This is a genomic window from Arthrobacter mobilis (assembly GCF_012395835.1).
GTDB lineage: Bacteria > Actinomycetota > Actinomycetes > Actinomycetales > Micrococcaceae > Crystallibacter > Crystallibacter mobilis.
This window is the reverse complement of sequence record NZ_JAAZSQ010000008.1, coordinates 27,098-51,576: the sequence shown is the minus strand read 5'-3', so window position 1 is coordinate 51,576 and position 24,479 is coordinate 27,098. Positions and strand designations below refer to the sequence as shown.

Here is a 24,479-nt window from a genome sequence, read left to right as displayed (position 1 = left end):
TCACGGGCACAAAATCGGGCATCAGGACGTTGTGTTGTGACAGGTTGGCGGGCGCGCGGCCGGGGAAGGCCGGCAATCAGCCGATCACAGGAAGCAGGCCTGCTTCATAACTGCAAACGACTCGGAGCGTGAACAAACAATTATGGCGACTGACTACGATGCGCCGCGTAAGACTGAAGAGGACCTCACCAGTGAGGAATCCATCGAGGAACTGAAGACCCACCGTTCCAGCAAGCAGTCTGCCGTCGTAGATGAGGATGAGGCGGAAGCGGCCGAGGGATTCGAGCTTCCGGGCGCTGACCTCTCCGGCGAGGAGCTGATGGTCCGCGTCCTGCCCGCCCAGGCCGACGAGTTCACCTGTGCCTCCTGCTTCCTGGTGCGCCACCGCTCCCAGGTGGCCAGGGAAAAGGACGGACTGCTGTACTGCAAGGACTGCGAGGGTTAACGGCCAAAGATTAGCGGCCGGGATTAATGGCCGGAGCTTAATCGCGGAGATTAACCGCCGGAGATCAGCCGCCGGAGGCGGTCAGGAACGTGCCGGGGCGGTCAGCGCGGCGACGAGCTGCGCCGGCCGCCTCGTCGACGTTAACCAGTAGGGCGTCAGGTCGGCCTCGTCGGTGATTTCGATCTTGACCACCGGGTCGATCCAGCCGCGGATGCACAGGTAGGCCGTGCCGTTGAGTGCCGGGCCGCGCTGGTGCGTGGCATCCTCGCCGCGGAAAGCTTCGACAGCACCGAGATGGCGCCGTTCGATCCGGGCGCGTCCCACCTGCAGGGTGTTGGCCGTGACCACCAGCCGCGGGGTGGAGGCGACCAGCAGCACCGTGAGGATGACGGCGACCACGCCGGCGGCCACGTAGCCGACCACGAGGTTGATGGGCGCCAGGACCACGATGACGGCGGCGGCCATGCCGGCGGCGACGATCCAGACCCATGCCGAAGGCCAGAGCCGCTCCTCGAAGAGGACAGGGTCGGCTGCTCCTGCGGCTGCCCCGTCGGCGGCGGGGACTGGTTGTGCGCTCATAGGTTCAGCTTTCCACCTTTTGCCGGGCATTTCATCTTCATAGGTGGGGCCCGGCAAACGCGCTAGAGTGATGTGCGGACCAATCCGCCGGAATGGGAATTCCGGACAGGACAGGGCCGGTCGGGAGATGACCGGAGAACAGCCGGCGGACACGACGGAACGGAAACTACACAGCAGTGCAACACGTACAGCCCACGCTCAACGTCCAGCTGAAAATGCTCGACGACGGCCTGGAGCCACCCGCCTATGCGCACCCCGGCGACGCCGGCGCGGACTTGCGGACGCGGATCGACTTCCGCCTGGGTCCGGGGGAGCGCATCCTCGTACCCACCGGCGTTTCGCTGGCTCTGCCGCACGGCTACGTGGCCCTGATCCATCCCCGGTCCGGCCTGGCAACGAAGCACGGGCTGACGATCGTGAATGCGCCGGGCACGGTGGACGCGGGCTACCGCGGGGAAATTGCCGTGACCCTGCTCAATACGGACAGCTCGGAGACGCTGACCTTCAAGCGCGGGGACCGGATAGCCCAGATGGTGATCCAGCGCGTGGAAACAGCTGCCTTCGAACTGGTCCAGGATCTTCCGGACTCGGTGCGCGGCGAGGGCGGTTTCGGCTCCACCGGCGGGTACGGCCGCCCGGCCTAGCCGGCAGCGTTCCGCTGGACTTATCAGCAGACCGGTGAGGAACCGGAGAGAGGGATCCGTGATGGTTTTTGGCCGCCGGAAAAGGCACAGCGAGAAGACCGGGCCCGGGGCCGGGGGCCATGAGGCTCGCGGCCAGGAGGCAGCCGCGGACGAGGCAGCCGTGGACGAGGCGGCGGACGGGCGTGTCGAAGGCCTGCGCCGCAACGGCCCGTTCGACAGCTCCGAGAAGGCCGGCGCCGACGGCTATCTGGACCTGGGCGCCCTGCGGATCCTGCCGCGGGAGGGACTGCAGCTGCGGCTGGAGGTCGAGGAAAACACCCAGCGCGTGGTGGCGGTGACCCTCGACTACGGCGGGTCGAGCCTGCAGCTGCAGGCGTTCGCCGCGCCGAAGTCGGAAGGGCTGTGGGACGAGATCCGCGGGCAGATCGGCTCCTCCGTCGGCTCCGAAGGCGGCACCGTCGAGGAGATCGAGGGCCCGCTCGGTACCGAAGTGGTGGCCAGGCTGCCGGTGCAGATGCCTGACGGGCAGCGCGGCTACCGGGTGGCACGCTTTTTGGGCGTGGACGGACCGCGCTGGTTCCTGCGCGGGGTCATCGGCGGGCCGGCGGCCCTGGACCGCGAGCAGGGGGCGGTGCTGGAGGAGATGTTCCGTTCCACCATCGTGGTCCGCGGGGATGCCCCCATGCCTCCGCGGGACCTGCTCGTGCTGCGGCTGCCCCAGGGCGCGACCCGTGAACGGCCTGCCGCCCCGGCTCCGGGCCCCCGCCTGGCGGCGCCGGAGCGGGGACCGGAAATTACCGAGATTGGCTGAGCAGCCCCGGCAGTCCGCAGCCGGCCTGCAGGCCGAACGGGTGGATCTGGCGCACCTGCCCGTCCGGGGCCGCGTGGCCTCCAGCGGCTATGTGGACGCCATCACCATCCTGCCCGCCGACCAGGCACCAAAGTTCTCGGCAGTGGTGACGGAGGCAGAGCCGGACCGGCGCAGTGCCGGCGGTCCGGCCCGGATCCGGCTGGTCTGGCTCGGCCAGCACCGCGTGCCGGGCATCGAAGCCGGCATCCGGCTGGGTTTCGAGGGCATGGTGTTCGTGGTGGACGGCATGCCTACGATGTACAACCCGCGTTATGAAATCCTCAGCCCGACGGAGGCCTGACACCATGGCAGAACCACCCCGCCCCGGCGACCAGCCCGGCGAAGCGGCCGGCCGGCCCGACGACGACGCGCAGGCAGGCAGTCCGGCGCTGGGCGGGCTGGCCGGGGCCTACGCGGCCAAGGCAGGGGTCAGCCGCGGCGCGGACGGCAGGATCGACGTGCTGAAATCCATTGGGGGCATCCGCGGCCTGGCCGAGAGCATCCTGCCCGGACTGGTGTTCCTCGTCGTCTTCACCGCCGGCGGGCAGCTGGGGCCGGCGCTGATTGGGTCACTGGGGGTGGCCGCGGTCTTCACGGTGGTCCGGCTCGTCCAGCGCGGTACCGTCACGCAGGCCTTTTCGGGGCTCGTCGGCGTGGCCATCTGCGCTTTCGTGGCCAACCGCACCGGACAGCCCAAGGACTTTTATCTCTGGGGCTTTGTCACCAATGCCGGCTACATCGTTGCCATGGCCGTTTCGGTCTTCGCCAGATGGCCGCTGGCCGGCCTGCTTTTCGGCTTCATCCGCGGCGAGGGACTGGACTGGCGCAAGGACCGCCGCCGGATCCGCCTCTACAGTGCGGCGACCTGGATCCTGGTCACCGTGCTGGCGCTGCGCCTGGTGGTCCAGGTCCCGCTGTACCTGGCGGACAACCTCGTGGCCCTGGGCACCACGCGCCTGGTCATGGGCCTGCCGCTGTACGCACTCGGGCTGTGGCTGGCCTGGCTTGTCTCACGCCCCGCCGGGCAGGGAGTTGTCGGGAACGGCACCGGTACGGGGCGCCAGGACTAGGCGCAGCTCGTCCTCGGCCGCGATGGTGGTGATGAAGAAGAGCTCGTCCCTGACCTCGATCACATCGTCCGGGCTGGGCGTGATCGGCGCGTCGTCGCGCAGGATCGCCACCACCGTGCTGTCCTGCGGCCAGTCGATGGAGCCCAGGGTGCGCCCAACCAGGGCCGAGTCGGCCGGCACGGTGAATTCGACCAGCGAGGCGACACCTGTCTGCAGCGTCAGCAGCCGCACCAGGTCCCCGATCTCCACCGCCTCCTCCACCAGCGCGGTCATCAGCCGCGGGGTATTGACTGCGACGTCCACGCCCCAGGAATCGTCGAACATCCAGTCGTTCTTCGGATTGTTCACCCGTCCCACCGTGCGGCCCACACCGAACTCGCTCTTGGCCAGCAGCGACACCACCAAATTGACCTTGTCGTCGCCGGTGGCGGACACGACGACGTCGGCTTCCTCGAGCTTGGCGTCGCGCAGGGTGGTGATTTCGCAGGCGTCACCGATCAGCCAGCGGGCGCCCTTGAGCCCGCTGCGGCCGATGACTTCGGGCTTCTGGTCGATGAGCAGAATGTCGTGGTTGTTCGACAGCAGTTCGCGGGCGATGGAGGAGCCCACGCTGCCGGCACCGGCAATGACTACTTTCATTCGGATTCCTCCACAGGCGGCTTGGAGAGCACGCGGCTGATCTCGGCGGTGCTGTCCACACGGATCATCGCGTGGACGATGTCGCCCTGCTGGTAGCGGGCGTCCGGGGCAGGCAGCGTCCCCTCGCCGAAGCGGGTCAGGTAGGCCACGCGGACGCCCGAGGCCTCCTCGATTTCGGCGAAATTGTGCCCGACCCAGCCTTCGTGCAGGGAAATTTCGCCCAGCATCAGGCGCCCGGAGGCCTCCCGGAAGTCCCCGTTGATGCTTTGTTCGGGCAGGATCCGGCGCAGTACCTGGTCGGCGCTCCAGCGCACGGCGGCGACGGTGGGGATGCCCAGGCGCTGGTAGATCTCGGCGCGGCCGGGATCGTAGATCCGCGCCACCACATGGGGCACGTGGAAGGTTTCCCTGGCCACCCGGGTGGCCAGGATATTGGAGTTGTCGCCGCTGGAAACAGCGGCAAAGGCGTAGGCCTGCTCGATGCCGGCGTGCCGGAGCGTGTCCCGGTCGAAGCCGACGCCGGTGACCTTGCGTCCCGAGAAGCCGCTGCGCAGCCGGCGGAAGGCACGCTCGTCCTGGTCGATGACGGCGACGCTGTGGCCGGAGTCGTCCAGCGTGTGCGCGAGCGTGACGCCGACGCGTCCGCATCCCATGATCACAAAGTGCGCCATCGGCGACCGTTCCTCCGAACCGTTCCGGCCGGTTGGTCCGGCCGGATATTCTGCCTACAGAAGCAACAATATCCCCTGCGCTGCCGCCCGGACGTCCGCCGGCCCGCGGCAGGATCCGCGGCGCCGCCGGCGGACGCTAGACTCGTTTCCTGATGATGTATGCAGGCAGGCCCGTCCGGACGCCCATGCAGGAGAGTGCGGTACGTGCTGACATTCCTTGATGCCCTCAAACGGCTGCTCGTGGGCAAACCGTTCCGCAGCGAGCGGCTGAAACAGCGGCCGCTGCCCAAACGGGAGGCATTCGGGCTGTTCTCCGCCAATGCGCTCTCCTCGGTGGCCTACTCGCCGGACGAGATCCTGCTCACCCTGGCCTTGGCCGGGGTGGCCGCCCTGGCACTTTCGCCCTGGGTCGGACTGGCCGTCATCGTGGTCCTGCTGGTGATCGTCGCCTCCTACCGGCAGAGCCTGCAGGCCTATCCGTCCGGCGGGGACTACCAGATCGCCAGTGAGAACCTCGGCAAGAAAGCCGGGATCGCGGTGGGTTCGGCCCTGATGCTGGACTACGTGCTCACCGTGGCCGTGTCCATGTCCTCGGCCGCGCACTACGTGGTGTCCGCCGTCCCGGTGCTGCACGGCTGGCAGCCGGCGGTGGCCAGCGCCGGCGTCGTAATCCTGGCCCTGATGAGCCTGCGCGGGGCGCGCAAGACCGGGCCCGCCGCGGCCGCCCCCACCTATATCTTCACGGCGGCGGTGCTGCTGCTGTGTGCCGCCGGCTTCGTCCAATACCTCACCGGCAACCTGGGCCTGGCCCCGAGCGCAGCGTTCGACATCGTCCCCGAACCCGGCCTGGAGGCAGGCCTGACGGGCCTGGCCGGGGCGCTGCTGGTGCTGCGGGCCTTTTCCACCGGCGCCGCCGCACTGACCGGGGTGGAAACCCCGTCGAGCAATGTGGCCTCCTTCCAGCCGCCCCGGGCCCGCAACGCCGCCACCACGCTGCTGGCGCTGGGTGTCGCCGCGGCGGTCATGACCATGGCAGTGATCTATCTGGCCCGGCTGACCGAGGTGCACGTGGTGCAGTCCCCGGCCCAGCAGCTGCGTCTGGACGGCGGGCCGGTACCGGCGGACTACTTCCAGATGCCGGTGCTCAGCCAGCTCGCCGGCACCGTCTTCGGTGCGGGCCACCCGCTGTTCTACCTGGTCATGGCGGCCACCGTGCTGGTGCTGGCACTGGCCGCCCACATGGCCTTCGGGTCCTTTCCGACCCTGGCCTCCATCCTGGCCACGGACGGCTTCCTGCCCCGGCAGCTGCGCACCCGCGGGGACCGGCTTGGCTACAGCAACGGGATCCTGACCCTGGCCGGCGCCGCCCTGGTCCTGGTGCTGCTCTTCCGTGCGGATGTCACCCAGCTGATCCAGCTGTACGTGGTAGGGGTCTTCGTCTCGTTCACCATCAGCCAGCTGGGCATGATCCGGCACTGGGGGCGCCAGCTGCGTGCCACCGGGCACCGCCGGGTGCGCCACCGGATGGCCCGGTCCCGGATGGTGAACCTGATCGGCTTTGCACTCACAGCCACCATGCTGGTGGTGGTCCTGGCCAGCAAGTTCATCTTTGGCGCCTGGCTGGTGGTGCTGGGCATCGTGGCCTTGTCCCTGGTGATGTACAGCATCAACCGCCACTACGAACGGCTGGCCCGGGAACTGGCAGTGGATCCGGACCAGCCGGCCACCGCGCTGCCGTCCCGGGTGCACGCCGTCATCCTCGTCTCGCATGTGCGCAAGCCGGTGCTGCGGGCGCTGGCCTTCGCCCGGGCCTCGCGCCCGTCGAGGCTGGACGCCGTGGTGGTGGACATCGACCCGGCCGAGACCGCCGCCACGCTGGCCGACTGGGAGCGGCTGAAGATCCCGGTGCCTATCACCGTGCTCGCCTCGCCGTACCGGGAGACGACGACGCCGATCCTGGACTACATCAAGAACATCCGGCGCGAATCGCCCCGGGACCTGGTGGTGGTCTACATCCCCGAATACGTGGTGGGCCGATGGTGGGAGCAGCTGGTGCACAACCAGACCGCCCTGCGGATCAAGACCCGCCTGCACTTTGAACCGGGCGTAATGGTCGCCAGTGTGCCATGGCAGCTGGCCTCCTCCGACGCCGTCCGCAAATACCAGGAGCTTGGCTGAATGGCAGAACCGGCATCGAGCGCAGCGGCGGAGAACGACCGCCCGCTGCTCGAACTGAGCATCGGCAACCCCGCCCACGGCGGGCATTTCGTGGCCCGGCATGAGGGCCGGGTGATCTTCGTCCGGCATGCGCTGCCGGGCGAGCGCGTGCTGGCCCGGGTGACCGACGGCGGTGCCGGCTCGGGCTTCTGGCGCGCCGACACCGTCGAGGTGCTCGAGCCGTCGGCGCACCGGGTGGCCCATCCCTGGCAGCCGGCCGATGCGCTGCTGGCCGCGGCCGACGGCCGCGCGGCCGTCGGCGGGGCCGAGTTCGGTCACATCGAACTGGCGGAACAGCGGCGGATCAAGGCGGCAGTCTTCGCCGAGCAGCTGCAGCGCCTGGCCGGCGTCCGGCGGGAGGTGGAAGTGGAGCCGGCCCGGGAGGAGCACGCGGGCGGACTCGGCTGGCGCACCCGCGCAGGCTTCGCGGTGGACGCGGCCGGACGCCTGGCCATGCACGCGCACCGCTCCGGCGAACTGGTCCCGGTGCAGCAGATGCCGCTGGCCGTGGATGCCATCAACGCGCTCACGCTCTGGGACACGGACCTGGCCGGGGTGGCCCGGGTGGAAGTGGCCGCGCCGGCCAACGGCAGCACGCCGCTGGTGCTGCTGATCCCGCAGCCCGGCACCCCGCCGCAGCGGCTGCCCGCGGTGGCCGCAGCCATCGGCCAGGACCGGGCCGTGTCGGTGGCCGCCTGGGAGCCGGAGCAGGGGAGGCTGACGCGGCTGCGCGGACGGACCTGGGTGCAGGAAAGCTGCGGTGTGCACCAGTACCGGGTGACCGGCGAGGGGTTCTGGCAGATCCACCGCCAGGCCCCGGCAATCCTGGCCGCGGCCGTGCTCGAGGGCATCCGGCCCCAGCCCGGCGACCATGTGGCGGACTTGTATGCCGGCGCCGGACTGTTCAGCGCGCCGCTGGCAGCCGCGGTGGGGGAGGGCGGCCGGGTGCTCTCCGTCGAAGGCTCGCCGGGCACCAGCCGGGACGCCCGCAAGAACCTGCACGACGCACCGCAGGTGGACATCGTCCAGGGCAAGGTGGACCGGGTGCTGCGCGCCGAATTCCCGCAGCGGCGCGGCACGCCCGGACGGCAGGTGCGCCGCGGCCTCGACGCCGTGGTGCTGGATCCGCCGCGGGCCGGGGCCGGGAAGACGGTGGTGCGCCAGTTGGACGAGTTGCGCCCGCGGGTGGTGGGCTACGTCTCCTGCGACCCGGCCTCCTTCGCCCGGGATCTGGGGTACTTCCTGGCCCTGGGCTGGGAGCTGGAGACGCTGCGGGTCTTCGACCTGTACCCACACACCCACCACATGGAGACCTTCGGCCTGCTGGTGCGCGCCTGACCCGCGGAAGGGCCAGAGAGATGCCCGGGGTCCCCGCGCGGAGCGTGCGGGGCAGGCATCGAACGCTAGGTGTATTAGGCCTCGATCCGTGCCAGCAGCTCGCGCAGCCTGTCCACCAGCGGCTGGCGGTCGGCGTCGCGTATGGAGCCCAGGAGCTCGTGCTCGATGCGCAGGAGCTCGACGAATGCGGCATCGACGATCCGCCGCCCCTCCGGGCGGAGCTGCACCCGGACGATGCGCGCGTCGGCGACGTCCGTCGAGCGGGCCACCAGGCCCCGCGCCACCAGCCGGTCGATGCGGTTGGTCATGGTGCCCGAGGTCACCAGGTTCTCCTTGGCCAGCTGCCCGGCGGTCAATGCGCCGTCCGGGCAGCGCCGGATGGCCGAGAGCACATCGAAGTCACCCAGCTGCAGACCGTGGGCAGCCAGGGCATTGCGTCGCAGAGCGTCGAAGCGCTGGGCCAGCCGGCTGATCCGGCTGAAGACGCCCATCGGCTCGACGTCCTCCGACGGCATAACGCGCTGCCACCCGTCGATGATTTCGTCCACCGCATCCATGTGCCGCTCCATGTCCCCTTGGTTCCTTCGCGCCGGCCCTGTCCATCCAACGTTATCTTGACATCAAGATATTCGGAAAGTATGGTGGTCGTAAATCTTGATGTCAAGAGATCCCCGGCCCCGGGGGTCCACCCAACGGCTGCGGGGATAGACTGGCAACAGCTCTGCCGCAATCCAAACCGGACGCTTGGCCAGAAGGCCCGCCTAACTGGCGGTGCGCCCGGACAGGCAACCAAGATGTGAATCTGGCGAGAGGAGTCCCACAGTGAGCAATGTGGACAGCTTCGGTTCCAAGGGCGTGTTGAGCGTCAACGGAACCGATTATGAAATTTTCCGGCTGAGCGGCATCGAAGGCGCCGAAAGCCTCCCGTTCAGCCTCAAGGTCCTGCTGGAGAACCTGCTCCGCACCGAGGACGGAGCGAACATCACCGCGGACCACGTCCGTGCCCTGGCAGGCTGGGATCCGGATGCCCAGCCCGACACCGAAATCCAGTTCACCCCTGCCCGTGTGATCATGCAGGACTTCACCGGCGTGCCCTGCGTGGTGGACCTGGCCACCATGCGTGAGGCGGTCAAGGACCTCGGCGGCGACCCCAAGCGCGTCAACCCGCTGGCGCCGGCCGAAATGGTCATCGACCACTCGGTGCAGATCGATGTCTTCGGCAACGCCGGCGCGCTCGAGCGCAACATGGAGATCGAGTACCAGCGCAACGGCGAGCGTTACCAGTTCCTGCGCTGGGGCCAGACCGCGTTCGACGACTTCAAGGTCGTCCCTCCGGGCACCGGCATCGTGCACCAGGTCAACATCGAATACCTGGCCCGCACGGTGATGACCCGGGAAGTGGACGGCAAGCTGCGCGCCTACCCGGACACCTGCGTCGGTACCGACTCGCACACCACCATGGTCAACGGACTGGGCGTGCTCGGCTGGGGCGTCGGCGGCATCGAGGCCGAGGCTGCCATGCTGGGCCAGCCGGTTTCCATGCTGATCCCGCGCGTGGTCGGCTTCAAGCTCACCGGCTCCATCCCTGCCGGTGCCACCGCCACCGACGTGGTGCTGACCATCACCGAGATGCTGCGCCGGCACGGCGTCGTGGGCAAGTTCGTCGAGTTCTACGGCGAGGGTGTGGCCGAGGTGCCGCTGGCCAACCGCGCGACCATCGGCAACATGAGCCCGGAGTTCGGTTCCACGGCCGCCATGTTCCCGATCGACGACGTGACCCTGGACTATCTGCGCCTGACCGGCCGCTCCGAGGAGAACATCGCCCTGGTCGAGGCCTACACCAAGGAACAGGGCCTCTGGCACGACCCGTCGCGCGAGCTGCGCTTCTCCGAGTACCTGGAACTGGACCTGTCCACCGTGGTTCCCTCCATCGCCGGCCCGAAGCGTCCGCAGGACCGCATCGAGCTGACCCGCGCCAAGGAGCAGTTCCGCAAGGACCTGGGCAGCTATGTCAAGGCCTCCAACGAGGACGCGATCGACGAGGCCAGCGAAGAGTCCTTCCCGGCCTCCGATCCGCCAGCGATCACCTCCGTCTTCCGTCACTCGGCTGCGGCCAGCGCCAACGGCCGCCCGAGCCACCCGGTGGAGGTCAAGATGGCCGACGGCCGCGCGTTCGTGCTGGACCACGGCGCGGTCTCGATCGCCTCGATCACCTCCTGCACCAACACGTCCAACCCCTCGGTGATGCTGGCCGCCGCGCTGCTGGCCCGCAACGCCGTCAACAGGGGCCTGACCTCCAAGCCGTGGGTCAAGACCTCCGTGGCCCCGGGCTCGAAGGTGGTCACCGACTACTACGAGAAGTCCGGCCTGACCCCGTACCTGGAGAAGCTTGGCTTCTTCATCGTCGGCTACGGCTGCGCCACCTGCATCGGCAACTCCGGCCCGCTGGAGCCGGAGATCTCCGAGGCGATCCAGGCCAACGACCTCTCCGTGACCTCGGTGCTCTCGGGCAACCGCAACTTCGAGGGCCGGATCAACCCGGACGTGAAGATGAACTACCTGGCCTCCCCGCCGCTGGTCATCGCCTACGCCCTGGCCGGCACGATGGACTTCGACTTCGAGGCCGAGCCGCTGGGCCAGGACTCCGACGGCAACGACGTGTTCCTGCGGGACATCTGGCCGAACCCGACCGAGGTCCAGCAGGTCATCGACGCGTCCATCGACGAGGAGATGTTCGCCAAGGGCTACGAGGGCGTCTTCGAAGGCGACGAGCGCTGGAAGTCGCTGCAGACCCCGCAGGGCGACACCTTCGCCTGGGACGAGAAGTCGACCTACGTGCGCAAGCCTCCGTACTTCGAGGGCATGAAGGCCCAGCCGGAGCCGGTGGCCGACATCACCGGCGCCCGCGTGCTGGCCAAGCTGGGCGATTCGGTCACCACCGACCACATCAGCCCGGCCGGCTCCTTCAAGTCCGACAGCCCGGCAGGCCGCTACCTGCTCGAGCACGGCGTGGAGCGCAAGGACTTCAACTCCTACGGTTCCCGCCGCGGCAACCACGAGGTGATGATCCGCGGCACCTTCGCGAACATCCGCCTGAGGAACCAGCTCCTGGACGGCGTGGAGGGCGGCTTCACCCGCGACTTCACCCAGACCGGCGGCCCGCAGACCTACATCTACGACGCCGCGATGAACTACCAGGCCGCCGGTACCCCGCTGGTGGTCCTGGCCGGCAAGGAGTACGGTTCCGGGTCCTCCCGCGACTGGGCGGCCAAGGGCACCGCGCTGCTGGGCGTCAAGGCCGTCATCGCCGAGAGCTTCGAGCGCATCCACCGCTCCAACCTGATCGGCATGGGCGTGCTGCCGCTGCAGTTCCCGGCCGGCCAGAACGCCGCGACCCTGGGCCTGACCGGCGAGGAAACCTTCGCCGTCGAGGGCGTGACCGCGCTGAACAACGGCACCACGCCGAAGACCCTGAAGGTCACCGCCACTGCCGAGGACGGTTCCACCAAGAGCTTCGACGCGGTGGTGCGCATCGATACCCCAGGTGAAGCCGACTACTACCGCAATGGAGGCATCCTGCAGTACGTGCTGCGCCAGATCTCCGGCGCCAAGTAAAGCAGGTGGGCTGACGAAGGCCCCCGGCCCGCCGCACGGCGGGCCGGGGGCCTTCGGCGCGCTATGGTTAAGTGTTTGGGTGCATGCCCGCGACGCCCCGGACAGGGAACGGTTGCGTGCGTGCCGCCCGCGCTGGGGGGCAAAGTGCAGCAAACGTTAGGAAGGCTTCCATGGGTCTACTCGAGACAATCCGCAGTCCGCAGGACCTGACCAAGCTCAGCGGCGGCCAGATGGCAGCCCTGGCGGCGGAGATCCGCCGGTTCCTGATCGCCAACGTCTCCCGGACCGGCGGCCACCTCGGCCCGAACCTCGGTGTGGTGGAACTGACCCTGGGCATCCACCGCGTCTTCGATTCCCCGCGCGACAGCATTGTCTTCGATACCGGCCACCAGTCCTACGTGCACAAACTGGTCACCGGACGGCAGGATTTCGGGACGCTGCGCCAGCAGGGCGGGCTCTCCGGCTACCCTGACCGGGCCGAGTCCGAACACGACATCGTGGAAAGCTCGCACGCCTCCTCCTCGCTGTCCTGGGCCGACGGCATCTCCCGCGCCCGGCAGCTGACCGGCGAGGGCGACCGGTACGTCGTCGCCGTGGTCGGCGACGGTGCCCTGACCGGCGGCATGACCTGGGAAGCGGTGAACAACATCGCCGCGGACAAGAAACGGCGCGTGGTGATCGTGGTCAACGACAACGGCCGTTCCTACGCCCCGACCATCGGCGGGCTGGCGGACCAGCTGGCCGCGCTGCGCTCGACCATCGACAGGTTCCGCACGGCCAAGGCCTACGAAGACACCATGGACTGGTGGAAGCGCAAGCTGCAGAACGGCGGCCTGGTCGGGCGGCTGGCCTACAAGAGCCTGCATGCGGCGAAGAAGGGGATCAAGGACTGGTGGGCCCCGCAGGGACTCTTCGAGGACCTGGGCATGAAGTACATCGGCCCGATCGACGGCCACGACCAGCACGCCGTCGAGGACGCGCTGCGGCAGGCCAAAAACTACGGCGGCCCGGTCATCGTGCACGCCATGACCGAGAAGGGCCGCGGCTATGCCCCCGCCCGTGCGCACGAGGCGGACCAGTTCCACGCGGTCGGGGTGATCGACCCGGAAACCGGCGAGCCGCTGGCGGCCGGCGGCGCCCGGTCCTGGACCTCGGTGTTCGCCGACGAGATCGCCGACATCGCCGATGAGCGCGAAGACATCGTGGGCATCACGGGGGCCATGCTCATCCCGGTGGGCCTGCACAAGTTCGCCGCCAGGCATCCGGACCGGGTGTTCGACGTCGGTATTGCCGAACAGCACGCCCTGGCCAGTGCCGCCGGCATGGCCTACGGCGGCCTGCACCCGGTGGTGGCCCTGTACGCGACGTTCCTGAACCGGGCCTTTGACCAGCTGCTGATGGACGTGGCCCTGCACAAGGCCGGCGTCACCGTGGTGCTGGACCGGGCCGGGGTGACCGGACCGGACGGGCCCAGCCACCACGGCATGTGGGACCTGTCCATGCTGCAGATCATCCCCGGCCTGCACCTGGCCGCGCCGCGTGATGCGGCCCGGCTGCGCGAGGAACTGCGCGAGGCAGTGGCCATCGGCAACGCCCCCAGTGTGGTGCGCTACTCCAAGGGTTCCGTGGGCCGCGGGATCGAGGCCATCGAGCGGCTGGCCGACGGCGTGGACGTGCTCGCCCGGCGTCCCCCCGGCACGGACCTGTCGGCCGAAGACCATGACGTGCTGATCGTCAGTGTGGGGGCGATGGGCGAACTGGCGCTGGATGTCGCCGGCCGGCTCGGCGCGCAGGGCATCAGTTCCACCGTGGTGGACCCGCGCTGGGTCCTGCCGGTGCCGCGCTCGATCATCGGCCTGGCCGCCCGGCACCGGATCGTCACCGTGATCGAGGACGGCGTCCGGGCCGGCGGTGTGGGCTCCCGGATCCGGCAGGAAATGCGCGCCGCCGGCGTGGACACGGCCCTGAACGAGGTGGGCCTGCCGGTCGAATTCCTCGCCCACGGCACCCGCGCCGAAGTGCTTGAACGCGTCGGGCTCACCGCTCAGCAGGTGACCCACGACATCGTCGCCCAGGTGCTGGGCACCAAGGTGCCGTTCGCCCGGCCGCTGCCGGGCCAGAACCTGCCCACCGGGCAGCTGCCCAAGATCCCGTAGGAAGGAAACCGCCCCGCCATGGAATACCGGCGCCTCGGCACCTCCGGACTCACCGTCTCGGCGGTGGGCCTGGGCTGCAACAACCTCGGCCGCCCCGGAACCGCGACCCAGACGCAGGAGGGGACCGACGCCGTCGTGCACGCAGCGCTCGAGGCCGGGGTCACCTTCTTCGACGTCGCGGACACCTATGGCCGGGAGCCGGGCCTGAGCGAGCAGTACCTGGGCAAGGCGCTGGCCGGCCGGCGCGCGGATGCGGTGGTCGCCACCAAGTTCGGCATGGACATGCGCGGGGCCAACGGCCGGGACTTCGGCGCCCGCGGCTCCCGGCGCTACATCATCACGGCGGCCGAGGCCTCGCTGCGCCGGCTGGGCACCGACTGGATCGACCTCTACCAGTTCCATACTCCGGACCCGCTGACCCCGATCGACGAGACGCTCTCGGCCCTGGACGATCTGGTCCGTTCCGGCAAGGTGCGCTACATCGGCCACTCCAACCGGGCAGGCTGGCAGATCGCCGAGGCGGAGTTCACCGCCCGGATCGGCGGCTACACCCCGTTCATTTCCAGCCAGAGCAACTACAACCTGCTCGACCGCCGGGCCGAACTGGAGGTCATTCCCGCCGCCGAAGCGTACGGGCTGGGCGTGCTGCCGTACTTCCCGCTGGCCAACGGCCTGCTCACCGGCAAGTACCGGGCCGGCCAGGCGCCGGAGGGCAGCCGGCTGACCCATTCGCGCACCAACCTGCTCAAGGATGCGGACTGGGCCCAGCTCGGGCAGTTCTCCCGCTTCGCCGCCGACCGCGGCCTGACCGAGATCCAGGTGGCCTTCTCCTGGCTCGCGGCCCAGCCGGCCGTCGCCTCGGTGATCGCCGGGGCCACCCGGGCCGGACAGGTGCAGCAGAACGCCGCGGCCGTGTCCTGGTTCCCCAGCGAGGAGGACCTGGCCGAGCTGGACGACATCTTCCCGCGCGAGCCCAAGGTGGCCCTCTTCTAGCGGTGGCCGGGCACATGACCGAACGCATCCTGTTCGACAACGACACCGGGATCGATGACGCGCTGGCGCTGGTGTACCTGCTGAGCCTGCCCCAGGTGGAGCTCGTGGCCGTAGCCAGCACACCGGGGAATGTTTCCGCCGACCAGGTGGCACGCAACAACCTGGCGCTGCTGCAGCTGTGCGGCCGGACGGGGGTCCCGGTGGCCGTCGGTGCCGCCGCGCCGCTGGAGATACCGCTGGTGACGACGCCGGAGACCCACGGCCCGCAAGGGATCGGCTATGCCGAACTGCCACCGCCATCCGGGCAGACCGCGCGGGCCGGCGCCGTCGACCTCTGGATCGACGCCGTGCGGCGGAACCCGGGGGAGCTGACCGCGCTCGTGACCGCGCCGCTGACGAATTTCGCGCTGGCCCTGCGGAAGGAGCCGCGGCTGCCGGAACTGCTCAAGCGGGTAGTGGTCATGGGCGGCGCCTTCTACTACCAGGGCAACACCACGCCTACCGCCGAATGGAACACGCACGTGGACCCGCATGCGGCCGCCGAGGTGTTCGCGGCCTTCGAAGGGCTGCCGGAGGAGCGCCTGCCGATTGTCTGCGCGCTGGAAACCACCGAGCGGATCGAGCTCCGCCCCGGACACGTGGCCAGGCTGGCCCGGGAAGCCGGCTGCGCGGAACCGGAACTGGTGCTGCCCGAAGACCCCCCGGGCAAGCGCAGCACCGCTTCGGTCCCGCTCATCCGGGTGCTCTCCGATGCGCTGCGGTTCTACTTCGAGTTCCACCGGCACTACGACCAGGGCTACCTGGCCCATGTCCACGACGTGTTCGCCGCCGCCGTCGCAGCGGGCACGGCGGACTACCGGACCCGCAGCGCCACCGTGCACGTGGAAACCGGCCCCGGCCTGCTGGCCGGCACCACGGTACCGGACTTCCGCGGCCTGTGGGGCCGGAAGCCGAACGCCCGGATTGTGTCCTGGAACGATCCGCCCGCAGTGTTCGACGAAGTGCTCGGCTCCATCGGGGCACTGGCCAGGCGGCTGGGCGGGGACCGGACGGTGCCGGTCCGGTAAGCTGGATGACCGGGTCGAGGTGACATAGGCCTGTCCTGCGAACGTCGCATCCGCCAAGAAACTCCAAGGAAAACCTGTGTCCGAATCCCTGACGCTGCCTTCTGCCGGCGCCGCCGTGCCGCTGCGGGCCCGCCTGCTGCCCCTGCTCGGGGCACTGGTCATCGCCGCCACCTACCTGATGCTGGTCCTGCTCCAGCCTGCCGAGGCCGCCGCCGGCCTGGCCAGCTGGCCCGCCGTCGCCGCCTTCGCCGGTTACCTGGCCGGTGCGGTGCTGCTGCTGGCCGGCGTCCTGCCGCAGCTGCCCACCTCCGTGGTAGCCCTCATTCCCGCGGCCCTGGTGCTGAACATCGTCCTGGGCCAGTTCGTCGGCAGCACCCTGGTGCCGCTGTACCTGGACTCGATTGGCACCGTGCTGGTCGGCTTCCTGGCCGGCCGGTCCGCCGGTGCCGCCACGGGCGTGCTTGGCTCGCTGGTCTGGTCGCTGTTCAACCCCACCGTGCTGCCGTTTGCCGCCGGCGCCGCGCTGATCGGGTTCCTGGCGGGCAGCGCAGCGCGCCTGGGCGCGCTGCGGCCCTATGTCGCCGTCGTCGCCGGGTTCATCACCGGCATCGTGGCCGGGGTCGTCTCCGCCCCGGTGGCCGCTTTCGTCTTCGGCGGCACCTCGGGTGCGGCCACCGGAGCGCTGGTGGCGATGTTCCGGGCCATGGGGGACTCGCTGCTGGCCTCGGTGACCAAGCAGGCGCTGATCTCGGACCCGGCCGACAAGGCGGTCACCTTCCTGGTCGCGGCCCTGCTGGTCATGGCCCTGCCGCGCCGGATCCGCCTGCAGTTCCCGCTGCCGGCCCGGGCTGCCGCCCGGCGCGCACGCAGCTGACCGCAGGTCGGCATGACAGGACTGCATCCGTTCACCGGGCTGGCCCTGGCGGCGTCCGCCGTGGCGGTTACCCTGGCGGCCAGCCAGTGGTGGCTCAGCCTGGGCATGGCCGCGGCGGCCCTGGTCCTGGGGGCGCTGGCCGGCACTGCCCGCCGGCTCGCCGTGCTGTCGGCGGCCGTGCTGGCGCCGCTGTGGCTGTCCCAGCTGATGGTCCACGCCCTGTTCGACCGCACCGGCAGCCATGTGCTCGCGGCCGCCGGCCCGGTCCGGGTCACGGCCGAGGGGCTGGCGGCGGCCGGCGGGCTGGGCCTGCGCACCGCTGCCTTTGTGCTGGTGTTCCTGCTGTACTCGCTCACCGTGGACCGCGCAGGCCTGATCCGTACGCTGGACGCCGCCGGGATTCCCGCCCAGCTGGGCTACATCCTGGCCGCCGCGCTCGCCCTGGTCCCGGCCACCGCTGACAGGCTTCGGGCCATCGCCGCCGCCCAGGCCGTGCGCGGGGCCGGCGGCAGGGGAGTTGCCGCGCGCCTGCGCACGGCCCGGCTCCGGGCGGTGCCGCTGGTGCTCTCCGCCGTCCAGGATGCCGCCGAGCGGTCGGTGCACCTGCAGCTGCGCGGTTTCCCCGCAGGAAAGGACCGGACCCAGTACCGCAGCCTGGTGTTCAGGCCGTGGGAACGGACGGTGAGCGTGCTGGCGCCCTGTCTGGCGGCCGCCGCCGTGGTGCTGCTGGTTCTGCCGCGGGGCGCCTGATGGAGGTGGAGGTCGGCAGCTACCGGTACCCGGACAGTACGCGGCCGGTACTGTCAGGACTGCGGCTGTCGGTCGCGCCGGGCACGCTTACCGTGGTGGCCGGAGCATCCGGCAGCGGCAAGAGCACCCTGGGCGGGATCATGGCCGGGTACCTGCCGGCCGGCACCGGCGGCCGGCTGGCCGGGCGGATCCGCCTCGCCGGCCAGACCGTGGAGTACGACGGCGGCGGCGAGCCGCCGGTGGTCAACCTGCGCCAGTGGGCGCGGCACGTGGCGTACGTGCCGCAGGACGCGCGCACTTACCTGTCCATGATCCGCTCCACGGTGGAGGAGGAACTGGCCTTCGGGCTGGAGAACTTTGCCGTCCCGCCGGAATCCATGTCCGCCCGGATAGCCGCCGTCGCCGCACGGCTGGACCTGGAGCCGCTGCTGCAGCGGGATCCGGCCCGGCTCTCGGGCGGCCAGGAACGGCTTGTGGCGATCGCCGCCGCCGCCGTTTCCGGCGCCGGCGTCCTAGTGCTTGACGAACCGCTGGCGGGCCTGGATGAAGGCGCCGCGGCCCGGGTTGCCGCTACCGTCGGGGTACTGCGCGCCGCCGGGACTGCCGTCGTCGTGCTCACCCAGGCCCTGGACGCGCTGGCCTCCGGCGCCAGCCACGCGCTGCTGCTGCAGGACGGGACGCCGGTGGCCTGCGGCCCGGACCCGGTCCGGCGGCAGGCGGCCGGCGTCGGCGTCGTTGTCCCCGGCACCGCCGTCGGTGCTGCGCTGCCTGCTCCGCCGTCCGGAGCGGAGGTGCTGCTGGAATACCGCGGTGTCGGCTTCGGTTATCCTGCGCCCGGACGGCCCGGCCGCCGGAAGCGCATCCCGTCCGCCGGACCCCGGCTGCTGGACGGGCTGGACCTTGCCGTGCACGCCGGCGAATGCGTCGCCCTGACCGGAGCCAACGGGACCGGCAAGACCACGCTGCTGAAAATGGCCCTCGGCCTCGTCCGGCCGGACGCCGGCACCGTGCGGGTAGCAGGGTTCGACGCCGGCACCGCGGCGGTGGCGGCATTGGCCTCGGTGGCAGGCTTTTTGTTCCAGAACCCCGCCGACCAGCTCTTCGAACGCACCGTCCGCCGGGAAGTGGCCTTCGGGTCGCCGCGCTCGCGGCCTGGTCCGGAAGCTGTGCACGCGGCATTGGAGGCCTGCGGGCTCACCGGGTCCGCGGAGGCGCACCCCTACGAACTGCCCGCCGCCCGGCGGCGCCTGGTGGCGCTGGCCACCGTGCTGGCGCGCGCACCCAAGGTGCTGGTGCTGGACGAGCCGACGGTCGCGCTGGACGGACACGGCCGCCAGCTGCTGGGGAAGGTCCTGGCCCGGGCCGCGGAACAGGGCGCCGCCGTGCTGCTGTCCACCCATGATCCCGACTTCGCCCGCAGCCACTGCCACCGGACGGTGGCGCTGGAAGGGGCCATGCAGCGGAGTGCTTAGCCCGGCGGTCCAGGGATCTGCGGGGCGCCTTGGCATATCCCCTCTCAGCCCGGCAGCAGGGTTTTCACAGGTCAGGGAGCATACAGTGCTTCCATGGCACCGGATGCCGGCCCTGCCGGCGACCAGCTTCCCTCCCGAGGGAACAGACAGGGCGCCGTCCCGGTCCGGCCCCGACCGGGACGGCGCCCTGTCTGTGCGAACCCGGTCTTGCGCCTGGAGCGAGGGCATCAGCCCGGGCGTTGGCGGTGCCGCGTGCGTACGGCGTCAGCCCCGCCCGGTGAGGAGTTTCTCCATGGCGTCAAAGAAACCGCCATAGCCTGCTCTGGTCTGCTCCAGCTGCTCGTCCGTGAAGTCGCCGCGGGGCTGGGTGAGTGTCATCTCCGTGCCCCCGCCTGCCTGCCTGAGCTCGACCACGACCGGGGAGGGGTCCGCCGGGGCGGCCGGGTCGTCGTTCATGGTCAGCGCCAGGCGCCGGGGCGGGTCGACCTCCGTGTATTCGCCCGTCCAGTTGATGGAATTGCCGTCCGGCAGCCGCATCTCCGCAGCCCAGGCTCCTCCGGGCCGCACATCCAGCGATACTGTCTCCAGCGGCACCTCGACCGCCTCGGTCCCGAACCACGCGGCGAAGAGTTCCGGCCGGGTCCAGGCCTCCCAGACCTGCTCGACGGGGGCCTGGAAATTCCGGGTGATGGTCAGGGCATTGGGCATGGTCTGGATCCTTCCGGTACGTGGGACGTGTCATGTTGGACCCTACCCCGGAGGCAGCCTGCCGCGGAAGAACGCGCCGGCCCCCGCAGTGACAGGTGCTTCTCCATTGGATAGATTTGCTGCACCGCGGAACCGGCGGCCGGCCCGGGACAGCTATTGGCGCCGGCTTCCCCATCGTCTGAACAGACGTCCGCCGGCAAACCCGGCACCCATACAGGCCAGCCCTGTCCCGGCCCTGGGTGGGGCCAGGCACCTGCCGCCGCCCACCTGCCGGGCAGAGCAGGACAGAATCGGTCAGCCATGCCTACCTGCCACAACACCGCCCGCTGCCGCCGGCTCTACCCGGCGCTCACTCTTGCCGGGCTGCTTGCCGCCGGATGCGCCGGCGGCGCAGACCAGGCCCAAACAGCCTCGCCCGGGGCAAATACGACCCCGCCGGGACCGTCCGGCCCCGGTGCGGCGCCAACCAGCGGCCCGGCAGTTTCCGACTGGACGCAGGAGGATACCGGGGGAAAGTTCGTGCCGGCCCCGGAGGATTACTATCAGCCCTTCGAGGTGGAGGCCTGCGGGGGGACCGTGACCATAGCCGCCGGCGACGTCCGCAGGACCGAGTACAAGGCCAGCCGCCAGGAGGACGGATCCATGCGCCTCGATTTCAGGGGCGGCCTGACGCTCGACGTGTCGCGGGACTCGGACGGGGCGCGGCTGGATGAGCTGGAAGCATCCGGGCCCGGCTACGAACTGCGTTCCCGGGACGGCCTGACCGCCATCTGGTCCTGGGACGGGCCCTCGCTGGTCACGGCCTTTGATGACGTGGAAAACAGCGCATTCCAGAAGGAAGGGCTGCCCAGGATGGTCTATTTCACCGGGGGCAGGATTGCGGGAAAGACCGTCTCCCCGGAGACGCCGGACGCCGGAACCGTGTCGGCCGAAATCACCCAGAACAGCGCAAAAGGTGTCCAGGACGTGTGCCGGATGCTGGACGCCGCGGCGAACACGCCGCCTGCCGAAACGGTTTCACCCTGACAATCCGGACCGCCGCCCCCAGTACATCCGGATCCCGCCGGCCCGGACGAAGGCGTGCAGGCTGCCGCTTGGCACACGCCACGCCGGGGAAACGTTTGATCATGCCTCCTGCCCCATACCCCGGAAAACCCGGGCGACAATGGCAGTCTGGCACCGGCTCCGGAAGCTGCCGGTGATCGACGTCGAGGGGGAGCCATGATCCACCGGAACACCCAGACAGGGCGGCTGACGTACCTGTACCGGATCTACGACCGGCACGGGGAGCTGCTGTACGTCGGCACCAGTGCCGGTCCCGGCCTGAGCCTGGGGGCGAACGGCAACCGGCACCGGCACTGGTGGTCGGAGGCGGCGTCAGCCCGCTGGGAGGAGTACCCGGACCCCGACGAGGCCGCCTACGCCGAACGGGTCGCGGCGGTCCTGGACCGGCCGCGGTATGCCCCCTCCGGGGGCCGGCTGCAGCCGGAGGCCTACACCCGGGGCGGAAACCTGTGCCGGGAACTGGAGCTGGAGGAGGAGAACTACGCGGTGGCGGACACCGCCCGCTACCGCAGCCTTCGCCTGCTGGCGGCCCGCAAGTGGGACGAGGCCCTGGACCTGTGGCGGCGCGGCCGCCGGGAGGAGGCGGCCAGGGCCTGCGATTGGATCAACTGGTTCGGCGCCGAACTGCGGAAGATCAGCACGCTCACCGACGAGGAATTCGAGAAGATGCTCACCAGCCGGGTGCGGTAGCGCCTGCGGCTACTGCCCGGCGGCGGCGCGCAGCCGCCGGAACTCGACGGGGATGCCGGAGGCCGTTCCCTCCCGGTCGATCTTCCGCGCCCGCAGCAGGGAGTTGGCCTTCTCGGCGTCGGACCGCTCGACGTCGTTCAGGATTTCGTGCAGGTCCGAGGCCAGCGCCTCCTGCTGGTCCGGCGGCAGCACCGACATACGCCGGCGCCCGGGCGCGGCCAAGGGGTCCTCCTTGCCGCGTACCGCCCGGACAAGCGCGGACTCCAACCGGGCCGCAGCCGCCTTCAGCTCATCGATGCCCGGTTCCCAGCCGGTGCCGCCGAATCCCTCCATAGGGCCAGCTTACGACCGCTGCCTGACGCAGGACGCGGCACAGCACACCGCCAGCCGGCCGGATCCCCTTCGGCGGCAGGTTCGGCAGGCATGAGGTCACCGGCGGAAGAGGGACACCAGGAACATCAGGATGCTGACCACGGCGGAGACCACAAGCATCGAGACCCACGGGACGTACACACGCACGCCCTCGCGCTCGATCCGGACGTCTCCGGGAAGACGGCCGAACCAGGACAGTCCGCCGCTCCACGCCAGCACACCCACCAGGACCACCAGCAGCCCGAGGGCCACCAGCAGTGGACCGAGATCACGTTGCACTTACCAATTCCAGCATGTCGGCCATAATGGGCACCAGTTGATCGACTACCGGATCCAGTGGCCGGCGCAGCTGGTGCCGCCGGCACACGGGAGCCTGGGCGAGGAGAGGAAGACCCGCATGAACCCACGGTACGAGCTCCGGCCGCTGGAAGAGATCGATGGCCTTGGCGGGGCGAAGATTGAGCCGCGATGGACCCAATACGACTGGCCTTCTGCTCCAGGGCTGGACAAGGGGTATCTGGAAAGCGGGCGGCTGGCGGCTTTCCGGATAGACCGCGGCAATCCGCTGGAGGGCTGGTCGGCGCTCGACGATCTCGTGGGTGTCGTCAGCGGCCAGCAAAAGATCGGGACCGGTGGGTACTGGTACCTTCTTCCCCCGGTCGAGATGATCAGGGCTTTGGTGGTCATCCGGATGCTCGGTGCCGATGAGCGGTTCGAGATCTGTGTGCCTCCCGAGTACCGGGAGATCCTCGACTCGGGAAACCACGCCGCGGCACAGATCAGTGAGGCCATGCGGCTGACCCGCAGCGCCGCCGACGAGGACTAGCAGCCGGATCCCGACCATCACAGCGGCAGCCGGCAGCCGGCAGCTGGTCAGCCGGCGATGGCGGGCATCGGTGCGGGCACGAGCGCGATAGCGAGCGCTGCTGCGGCCGGCGCGGCCGCCACCGAACGGCTGGCCAGCCGCTTCCACGGGAGCATCTTCTCGGCCGCGATGAACGCCCCCACCAGCGCCATCCAGCCGACGTTCATCATCCCGAGTGGGAACAGGGCCACCATGAGCGCCCAGCAGCACCCGACACACCACGCCCCGTGCTCGGCGCCCATGCGGAGCGCCCTGAAGTATCCGTGACGCATGCGGTGGAGGATGAAGTCCACCGGCGTCCGGCATTTCATCAGGCAGATGTCCTTGGCCCCGGTGAGCTGGTAGGCTGCGGCCGCCAGAACCACCCCGGCCGCCAGATAGCGGCCGCCCGGCTCCGAGGCCAGGAACCCGGGAAAGAGCGCGGCGGCTGATACGTAGAGTACATAGGCGGCCGTGCCGAAGAGCGTCCACGCGGCCAGATAGCCGGCCACGAACACGGCCGTGCACCCGTACGGCGCGTACCTTCCCGATTTGCGGCGGCGGTGGATCCGTACGTAGGCGACGACCATGGGTGCCACCGACGGACACATCATGGCCGCCAGCATGATGACCCAGGTGGTGAGGAAGAAGGCCGGCGGACCAGGATCGGTCCAGCGCCCCATGTCCATGCCGTTCATCCGCGTGGCCGTGGAAATCCAGCTCCCGCCGGCCAGGGCGAGCAGGACGGCGACCAGCGCGGCCTCGCGCGGATCGATCCGGGCCATGGCGCGTGGGCGTGCGCCATGGCCCGGATGATGGTTGCTGCGTGTCATGTGCGGCCGGCCGTCAAACCCGGCCCCTGGGGGCCTCTTCGGCCATGTCGCTGGTGAAGGTGAACTCCGCGCTCTCGGCGTAGACGCCGTCAAAGCCCAGGCCGAACAGGTCCGAGTGTGCCTGGGCTTTTCCGATCCGGAACTCGGGGGGCGAATCCGAACATTGCGTTCCTGACGGTGGTGGCTCCTCCCGCTGGCCCGGGCAGGGGCTCGAAGGTGAAGTCCACGCGCCCCGCGACCGAGCCGGAGGGGGTGGCGCCGTCGGAGAAGGTGACGTTGGCGCGTTCGACGCCCAGCCATTCCCCGTACAGGGCCGCGAGGTCTCCGAACGGGCCGCCGGCATCACCGCGCAGGATCCGTTCGAGGGCCGCCGCCTGGTCATCCGACGCGGCTTCGTCGATGACGACCCCAACCTTCCAGCCGCCTGCGCTGAGGTTCGAAGGGAACCAGTTGCAGAAGACGAAGTCGATGCCCGACAAGTCGGTGCCGTCGACATCCCCCTGAGCGACATGGAAGACGGCCACGGCGTCGTCCCCGGCTCCGGCGCGACGGCGGCGCCCGGGGGTTCCGCAGCAACGGAACCCCCG

Annotated in this window: 26 protein-coding genes; 17 read left to right on the top strand and 9 right to left on the bottom strand. The window is 70.0% G+C overall.

What is annotated here, in order from left to right; translation table 11 throughout:
* Positions 1-142: 142 nt before the first annotated feature.
* Entirely contained in the window at positions 143-445 is a 303-nt protein-coding gene (locus tag HGG74_RS10095) for a DUF4193 domain-containing protein (RefSeq protein ID WP_168486230.1), read from the top strand.
* A gap of 81 nt (positions 446-526) precedes the next feature.
* On the opposite strand, the gene HGG74_RS10090 is transcribed toward HGG74_RS10095, so the two are convergent.
* Positions 527-1,024, bottom strand: a complete 498-nt coding sequence (locus HGG74_RS10090; RefSeq protein WP_168486229.1) for a DUF3093 domain-containing protein — start codon at positions 1,022-1,024, stop codon at positions 527-529.
* Between the two features lie 176 nt (positions 1,025-1,200).
* Here HGG74_RS10090 and dut point away from each other — a divergent pair, with 176 nt between their 5' ends.
* The 4 genes from dut to HGG74_RS10070 all read left to right on the top strand — a co-directional run bounded on the left by dut (position 1,201) and on the right by HGG74_RS10070 (position 3,588).
* A complete protein-coding gene (gene dut, locus HGG74_RS10085; protein ID WP_168486228.1) occupies positions 1,201-1,668 on the top strand; it encodes a dUTP diphosphatase in 468 nt (155 codons plus the stop codon).
* 61 nt (positions 1,669-1,729) lie between these two features.
* The gene (locus HGG74_RS10080) at positions 1,730-2,479 is read left to right on the top strand and encodes a DUF3710 domain-containing protein (protein ID WP_168486227.1); all 750 of its coding nucleotides are present in this window, start codon (positions 1,730-1,732) and stop codon (positions 2,477-2,479) included.
* Complete coding sequence (locus HGG74_RS10075) at positions 2,472-2,819, top strand: hypothetical protein (RefSeq protein WP_246262811.1); 348 nt, start codon at positions 2,472-2,474, stop codon at positions 2,817-2,819. The genes HGG74_RS10080 and HGG74_RS10075 overlap by 8 nt, the downstream gene beginning before the upstream one ends.
* Positions 2,820-2,823: 4 nt before the next feature.
* Positions 2,824-3,588, top strand: a complete 765-nt coding sequence (locus tag HGG74_RS10070) for a DUF3159 domain-containing protein (protein ID WP_168486226.1) — start codon at positions 2,824-2,826, stop codon at positions 3,586-3,588.
* Here HGG74_RS10070 and HGG74_RS10065 read toward each other — a convergent pair.
* Both HGG74_RS10065 and HGG74_RS10060 read right to left on the bottom strand, forming a co-directional pair.
* The gene (locus HGG74_RS10065; RefSeq protein ID WP_168486225.1) at positions 3,529-4,227 is read right to left on the bottom strand and encodes a potassium channel family protein; all 699 of its coding nucleotides are present in this window, start codon (positions 4,225-4,227) and stop codon (positions 3,529-3,531) included. The genes HGG74_RS10070 and HGG74_RS10065 overlap by 60 nt on opposite strands.
* A complete protein-coding gene (locus tag HGG74_RS10060; protein WP_168486224.1) occupies positions 4,224-4,898 on the bottom strand; it encodes a potassium channel family protein in 675 nt (224 codons plus the stop codon). Before HGG74_RS10060 ends, HGG74_RS10065 begins: the two co-directional genes overlap by 4 nt.
* A 204-nt stretch (positions 4,899-5,102) precedes the next feature.
* Here HGG74_RS10060 and HGG74_RS10055 point away from each other — a divergent pair, with 204 nt between their 5' ends.
* Both HGG74_RS10055 and HGG74_RS10050 read left to right on the top strand, forming a co-directional pair.
* A complete protein-coding gene (locus tag HGG74_RS10055; RefSeq protein ID WP_312856808.1) occupies positions 5,103-7,076 on the top strand; it encodes an APC family permease in 1,974 nt (657 codons plus the stop codon).
* Positions 7,077-8,453, top strand: coding sequence for a class I SAM-dependent RNA methyltransferase (locus HGG74_RS10050; RefSeq protein ID WP_168486222.1), 1,377 nt, complete (start codon positions 7,077-7,079; stop codon positions 8,451-8,453).
* A gap of 74 nt (positions 8,454-8,527) precedes the next feature.
* Here HGG74_RS10050 and HGG74_RS10045 read toward each other — a convergent pair whose 3' ends face one another.
* Entirely contained in the window at positions 8,528-9,022 is a 495-nt protein-coding gene (locus tag HGG74_RS10045) for a MarR family winged helix-turn-helix transcriptional regulator (protein WP_246262810.1), read from the bottom strand.
* A gap of 253 nt (positions 9,023-9,275) precedes the next feature.
* On the opposite strand from HGG74_RS10045, the gene acnA reads away from it, so the two are divergent.
* The 7 genes from acnA (at position 9,276) to HGG74_RS10010 (ending at position 19,380) form a co-directional block, all read left to right on the top strand.
* Positions 9,276-12,068, top strand: a complete 2,793-nt coding sequence (gene acnA, locus HGG74_RS10040) for an aconitate hydratase AcnA (protein ID WP_168486221.1) — start codon at positions 9,276-9,278, stop codon at positions 12,066-12,068.
* 170 nt (positions 12,069-12,238) lie between these two features.
* A complete protein-coding gene (dxs, locus tag HGG74_RS10035) occupies positions 12,239-14,224 on the top strand; it encodes a 1-deoxy-D-xylulose-5-phosphate synthase (protein ID WP_168486220.1) in 1,986 nt (661 codons plus the stop codon).
* 18 nt (positions 14,225-14,242) lie between these two features.
* Entirely contained in the window at positions 14,243-15,217 is a 975-nt protein-coding gene (locus HGG74_RS10030) for an aldo/keto reductase (protein ID WP_168486219.1), read from the top strand.
* A gap of 14 nt (positions 15,218-15,231) precedes the next feature.
* On the top strand, positions 15,232-16,284 hold the full coding sequence (locus HGG74_RS10025; RefSeq protein ID WP_168486218.1) for a nucleoside hydrolase: 1,053 nt from the start codon (positions 15,232-15,234) through the stop codon (positions 16,282-16,284).
* 76 nt (positions 16,285-16,360) lie between these two features.
* Positions 16,361-17,158: a phosphatidylglycerol lysyltransferase domain-containing protein gene (locus tag HGG74_RS10020; protein ID WP_168486217.1), complete on the top strand. Its 798-nt coding sequence runs from the start codon at positions 16,361-16,363 to the stop codon at positions 17,156-17,158.
* Between the two features lie 12 nt (positions 17,159-17,170).
* Positions 17,171-17,908 (top strand): energy-coupling factor transporter transmembrane component T family protein, encoded by a 738-nt coding sequence (locus HGG74_RS10015; RefSeq protein ID WP_168486216.1) that lies wholly within the window; start codon positions 17,171-17,173, stop codon positions 17,906-17,908.
* Entirely contained in the window at positions 17,908-19,380 is a 1,473-nt protein-coding gene (locus HGG74_RS10010) for an ABC transporter ATP-binding protein (RefSeq protein ID WP_168486215.1), read from the top strand. Before HGG74_RS10015 ends, HGG74_RS10010 begins: the two co-directional genes overlap by 1 nt.
* A gap of 264 nt (positions 19,381-19,644) precedes the next feature.
* Here the strand turns inward: HGG74_RS10010 and HGG74_RS10005 are convergent, their stop codons facing one another.
* Entirely contained in the window at positions 19,645-20,088 is a 444-nt protein-coding gene (locus HGG74_RS10005; RefSeq protein WP_168486214.1) for an SRPBCC family protein, read from the bottom strand.
* 300 nt (positions 20,089-20,388) lie between these two features.
* On the opposite strand from HGG74_RS10005, the gene HGG74_RS10000 reads away from it, so the two are divergent.
* Both HGG74_RS10000 and HGG74_RS09995 read left to right on the top strand, forming a co-directional pair.
* Positions 20,389-21,114 (top strand): hypothetical protein, encoded by a 726-nt coding sequence (locus tag HGG74_RS10000; protein WP_168486213.1) that lies wholly within the window; start codon positions 20,389-20,391, stop codon positions 21,112-21,114.
* 195 nt (positions 21,115-21,309) lie between these two features.
* On the top strand, positions 21,310-21,843 hold the full coding sequence (locus HGG74_RS09995) for a hypothetical protein (protein WP_168486212.1): 534 nt from the start codon (positions 21,310-21,312) through the stop codon (positions 21,841-21,843).
* Between the two features lie 9 nt (positions 21,844-21,852).
* Here the strand turns inward: HGG74_RS09995 and HGG74_RS09990 are convergent, their stop codons facing one another.
* Together HGG74_RS09990 and HGG74_RS21570 are read right to left on the bottom strand one after the other, a co-directional pair.
* A complete protein-coding gene (locus tag HGG74_RS09990; protein ID WP_168486211.1) occupies positions 21,853-22,176 on the bottom strand; it encodes a hypothetical protein in 324 nt (107 codons plus the stop codon).
* Positions 22,177-22,272: 96 nt separating this feature from the next.
* Complete coding sequence (locus HGG74_RS21570; protein ID WP_168486210.1) at positions 22,273-22,494, bottom strand: DUF2905 domain-containing protein; 222 nt, start codon at positions 22,492-22,494, stop codon at positions 22,273-22,275.
* 37 nt (positions 22,495-22,531) lie between these two features.
* Between HGG74_RS21570 and HGG74_RS09980 the strand changes: the two genes are divergently transcribed.
* Complete coding sequence (locus HGG74_RS09980; RefSeq protein WP_168486209.1) at positions 22,532-23,041, top strand: hypothetical protein; 510 nt, start codon at positions 22,532-22,534, stop codon at positions 23,039-23,041.
* Between the two features lie 47 nt (positions 23,042-23,088).
* Here HGG74_RS09980 and HGG74_RS09975 read toward each other — a convergent pair whose 3' ends face one another.
* Positions 23,089-23,844 (bottom strand): DUF2182 domain-containing protein, encoded by a 756-nt coding sequence (locus HGG74_RS09975; RefSeq protein ID WP_246262809.1) that lies wholly within the window; start codon positions 23,842-23,844, stop codon positions 23,089-23,091.
* A 137-nt stretch (positions 23,845-23,981) separates the two neighbouring features.
* A partial coding sequence (locus HGG74_RS09970) for a DUF1326 domain-containing protein (RefSeq protein ID WP_246262808.1) occupies positions 23,982-24,479 on the bottom strand: 498 nt, incomplete at its 5' end.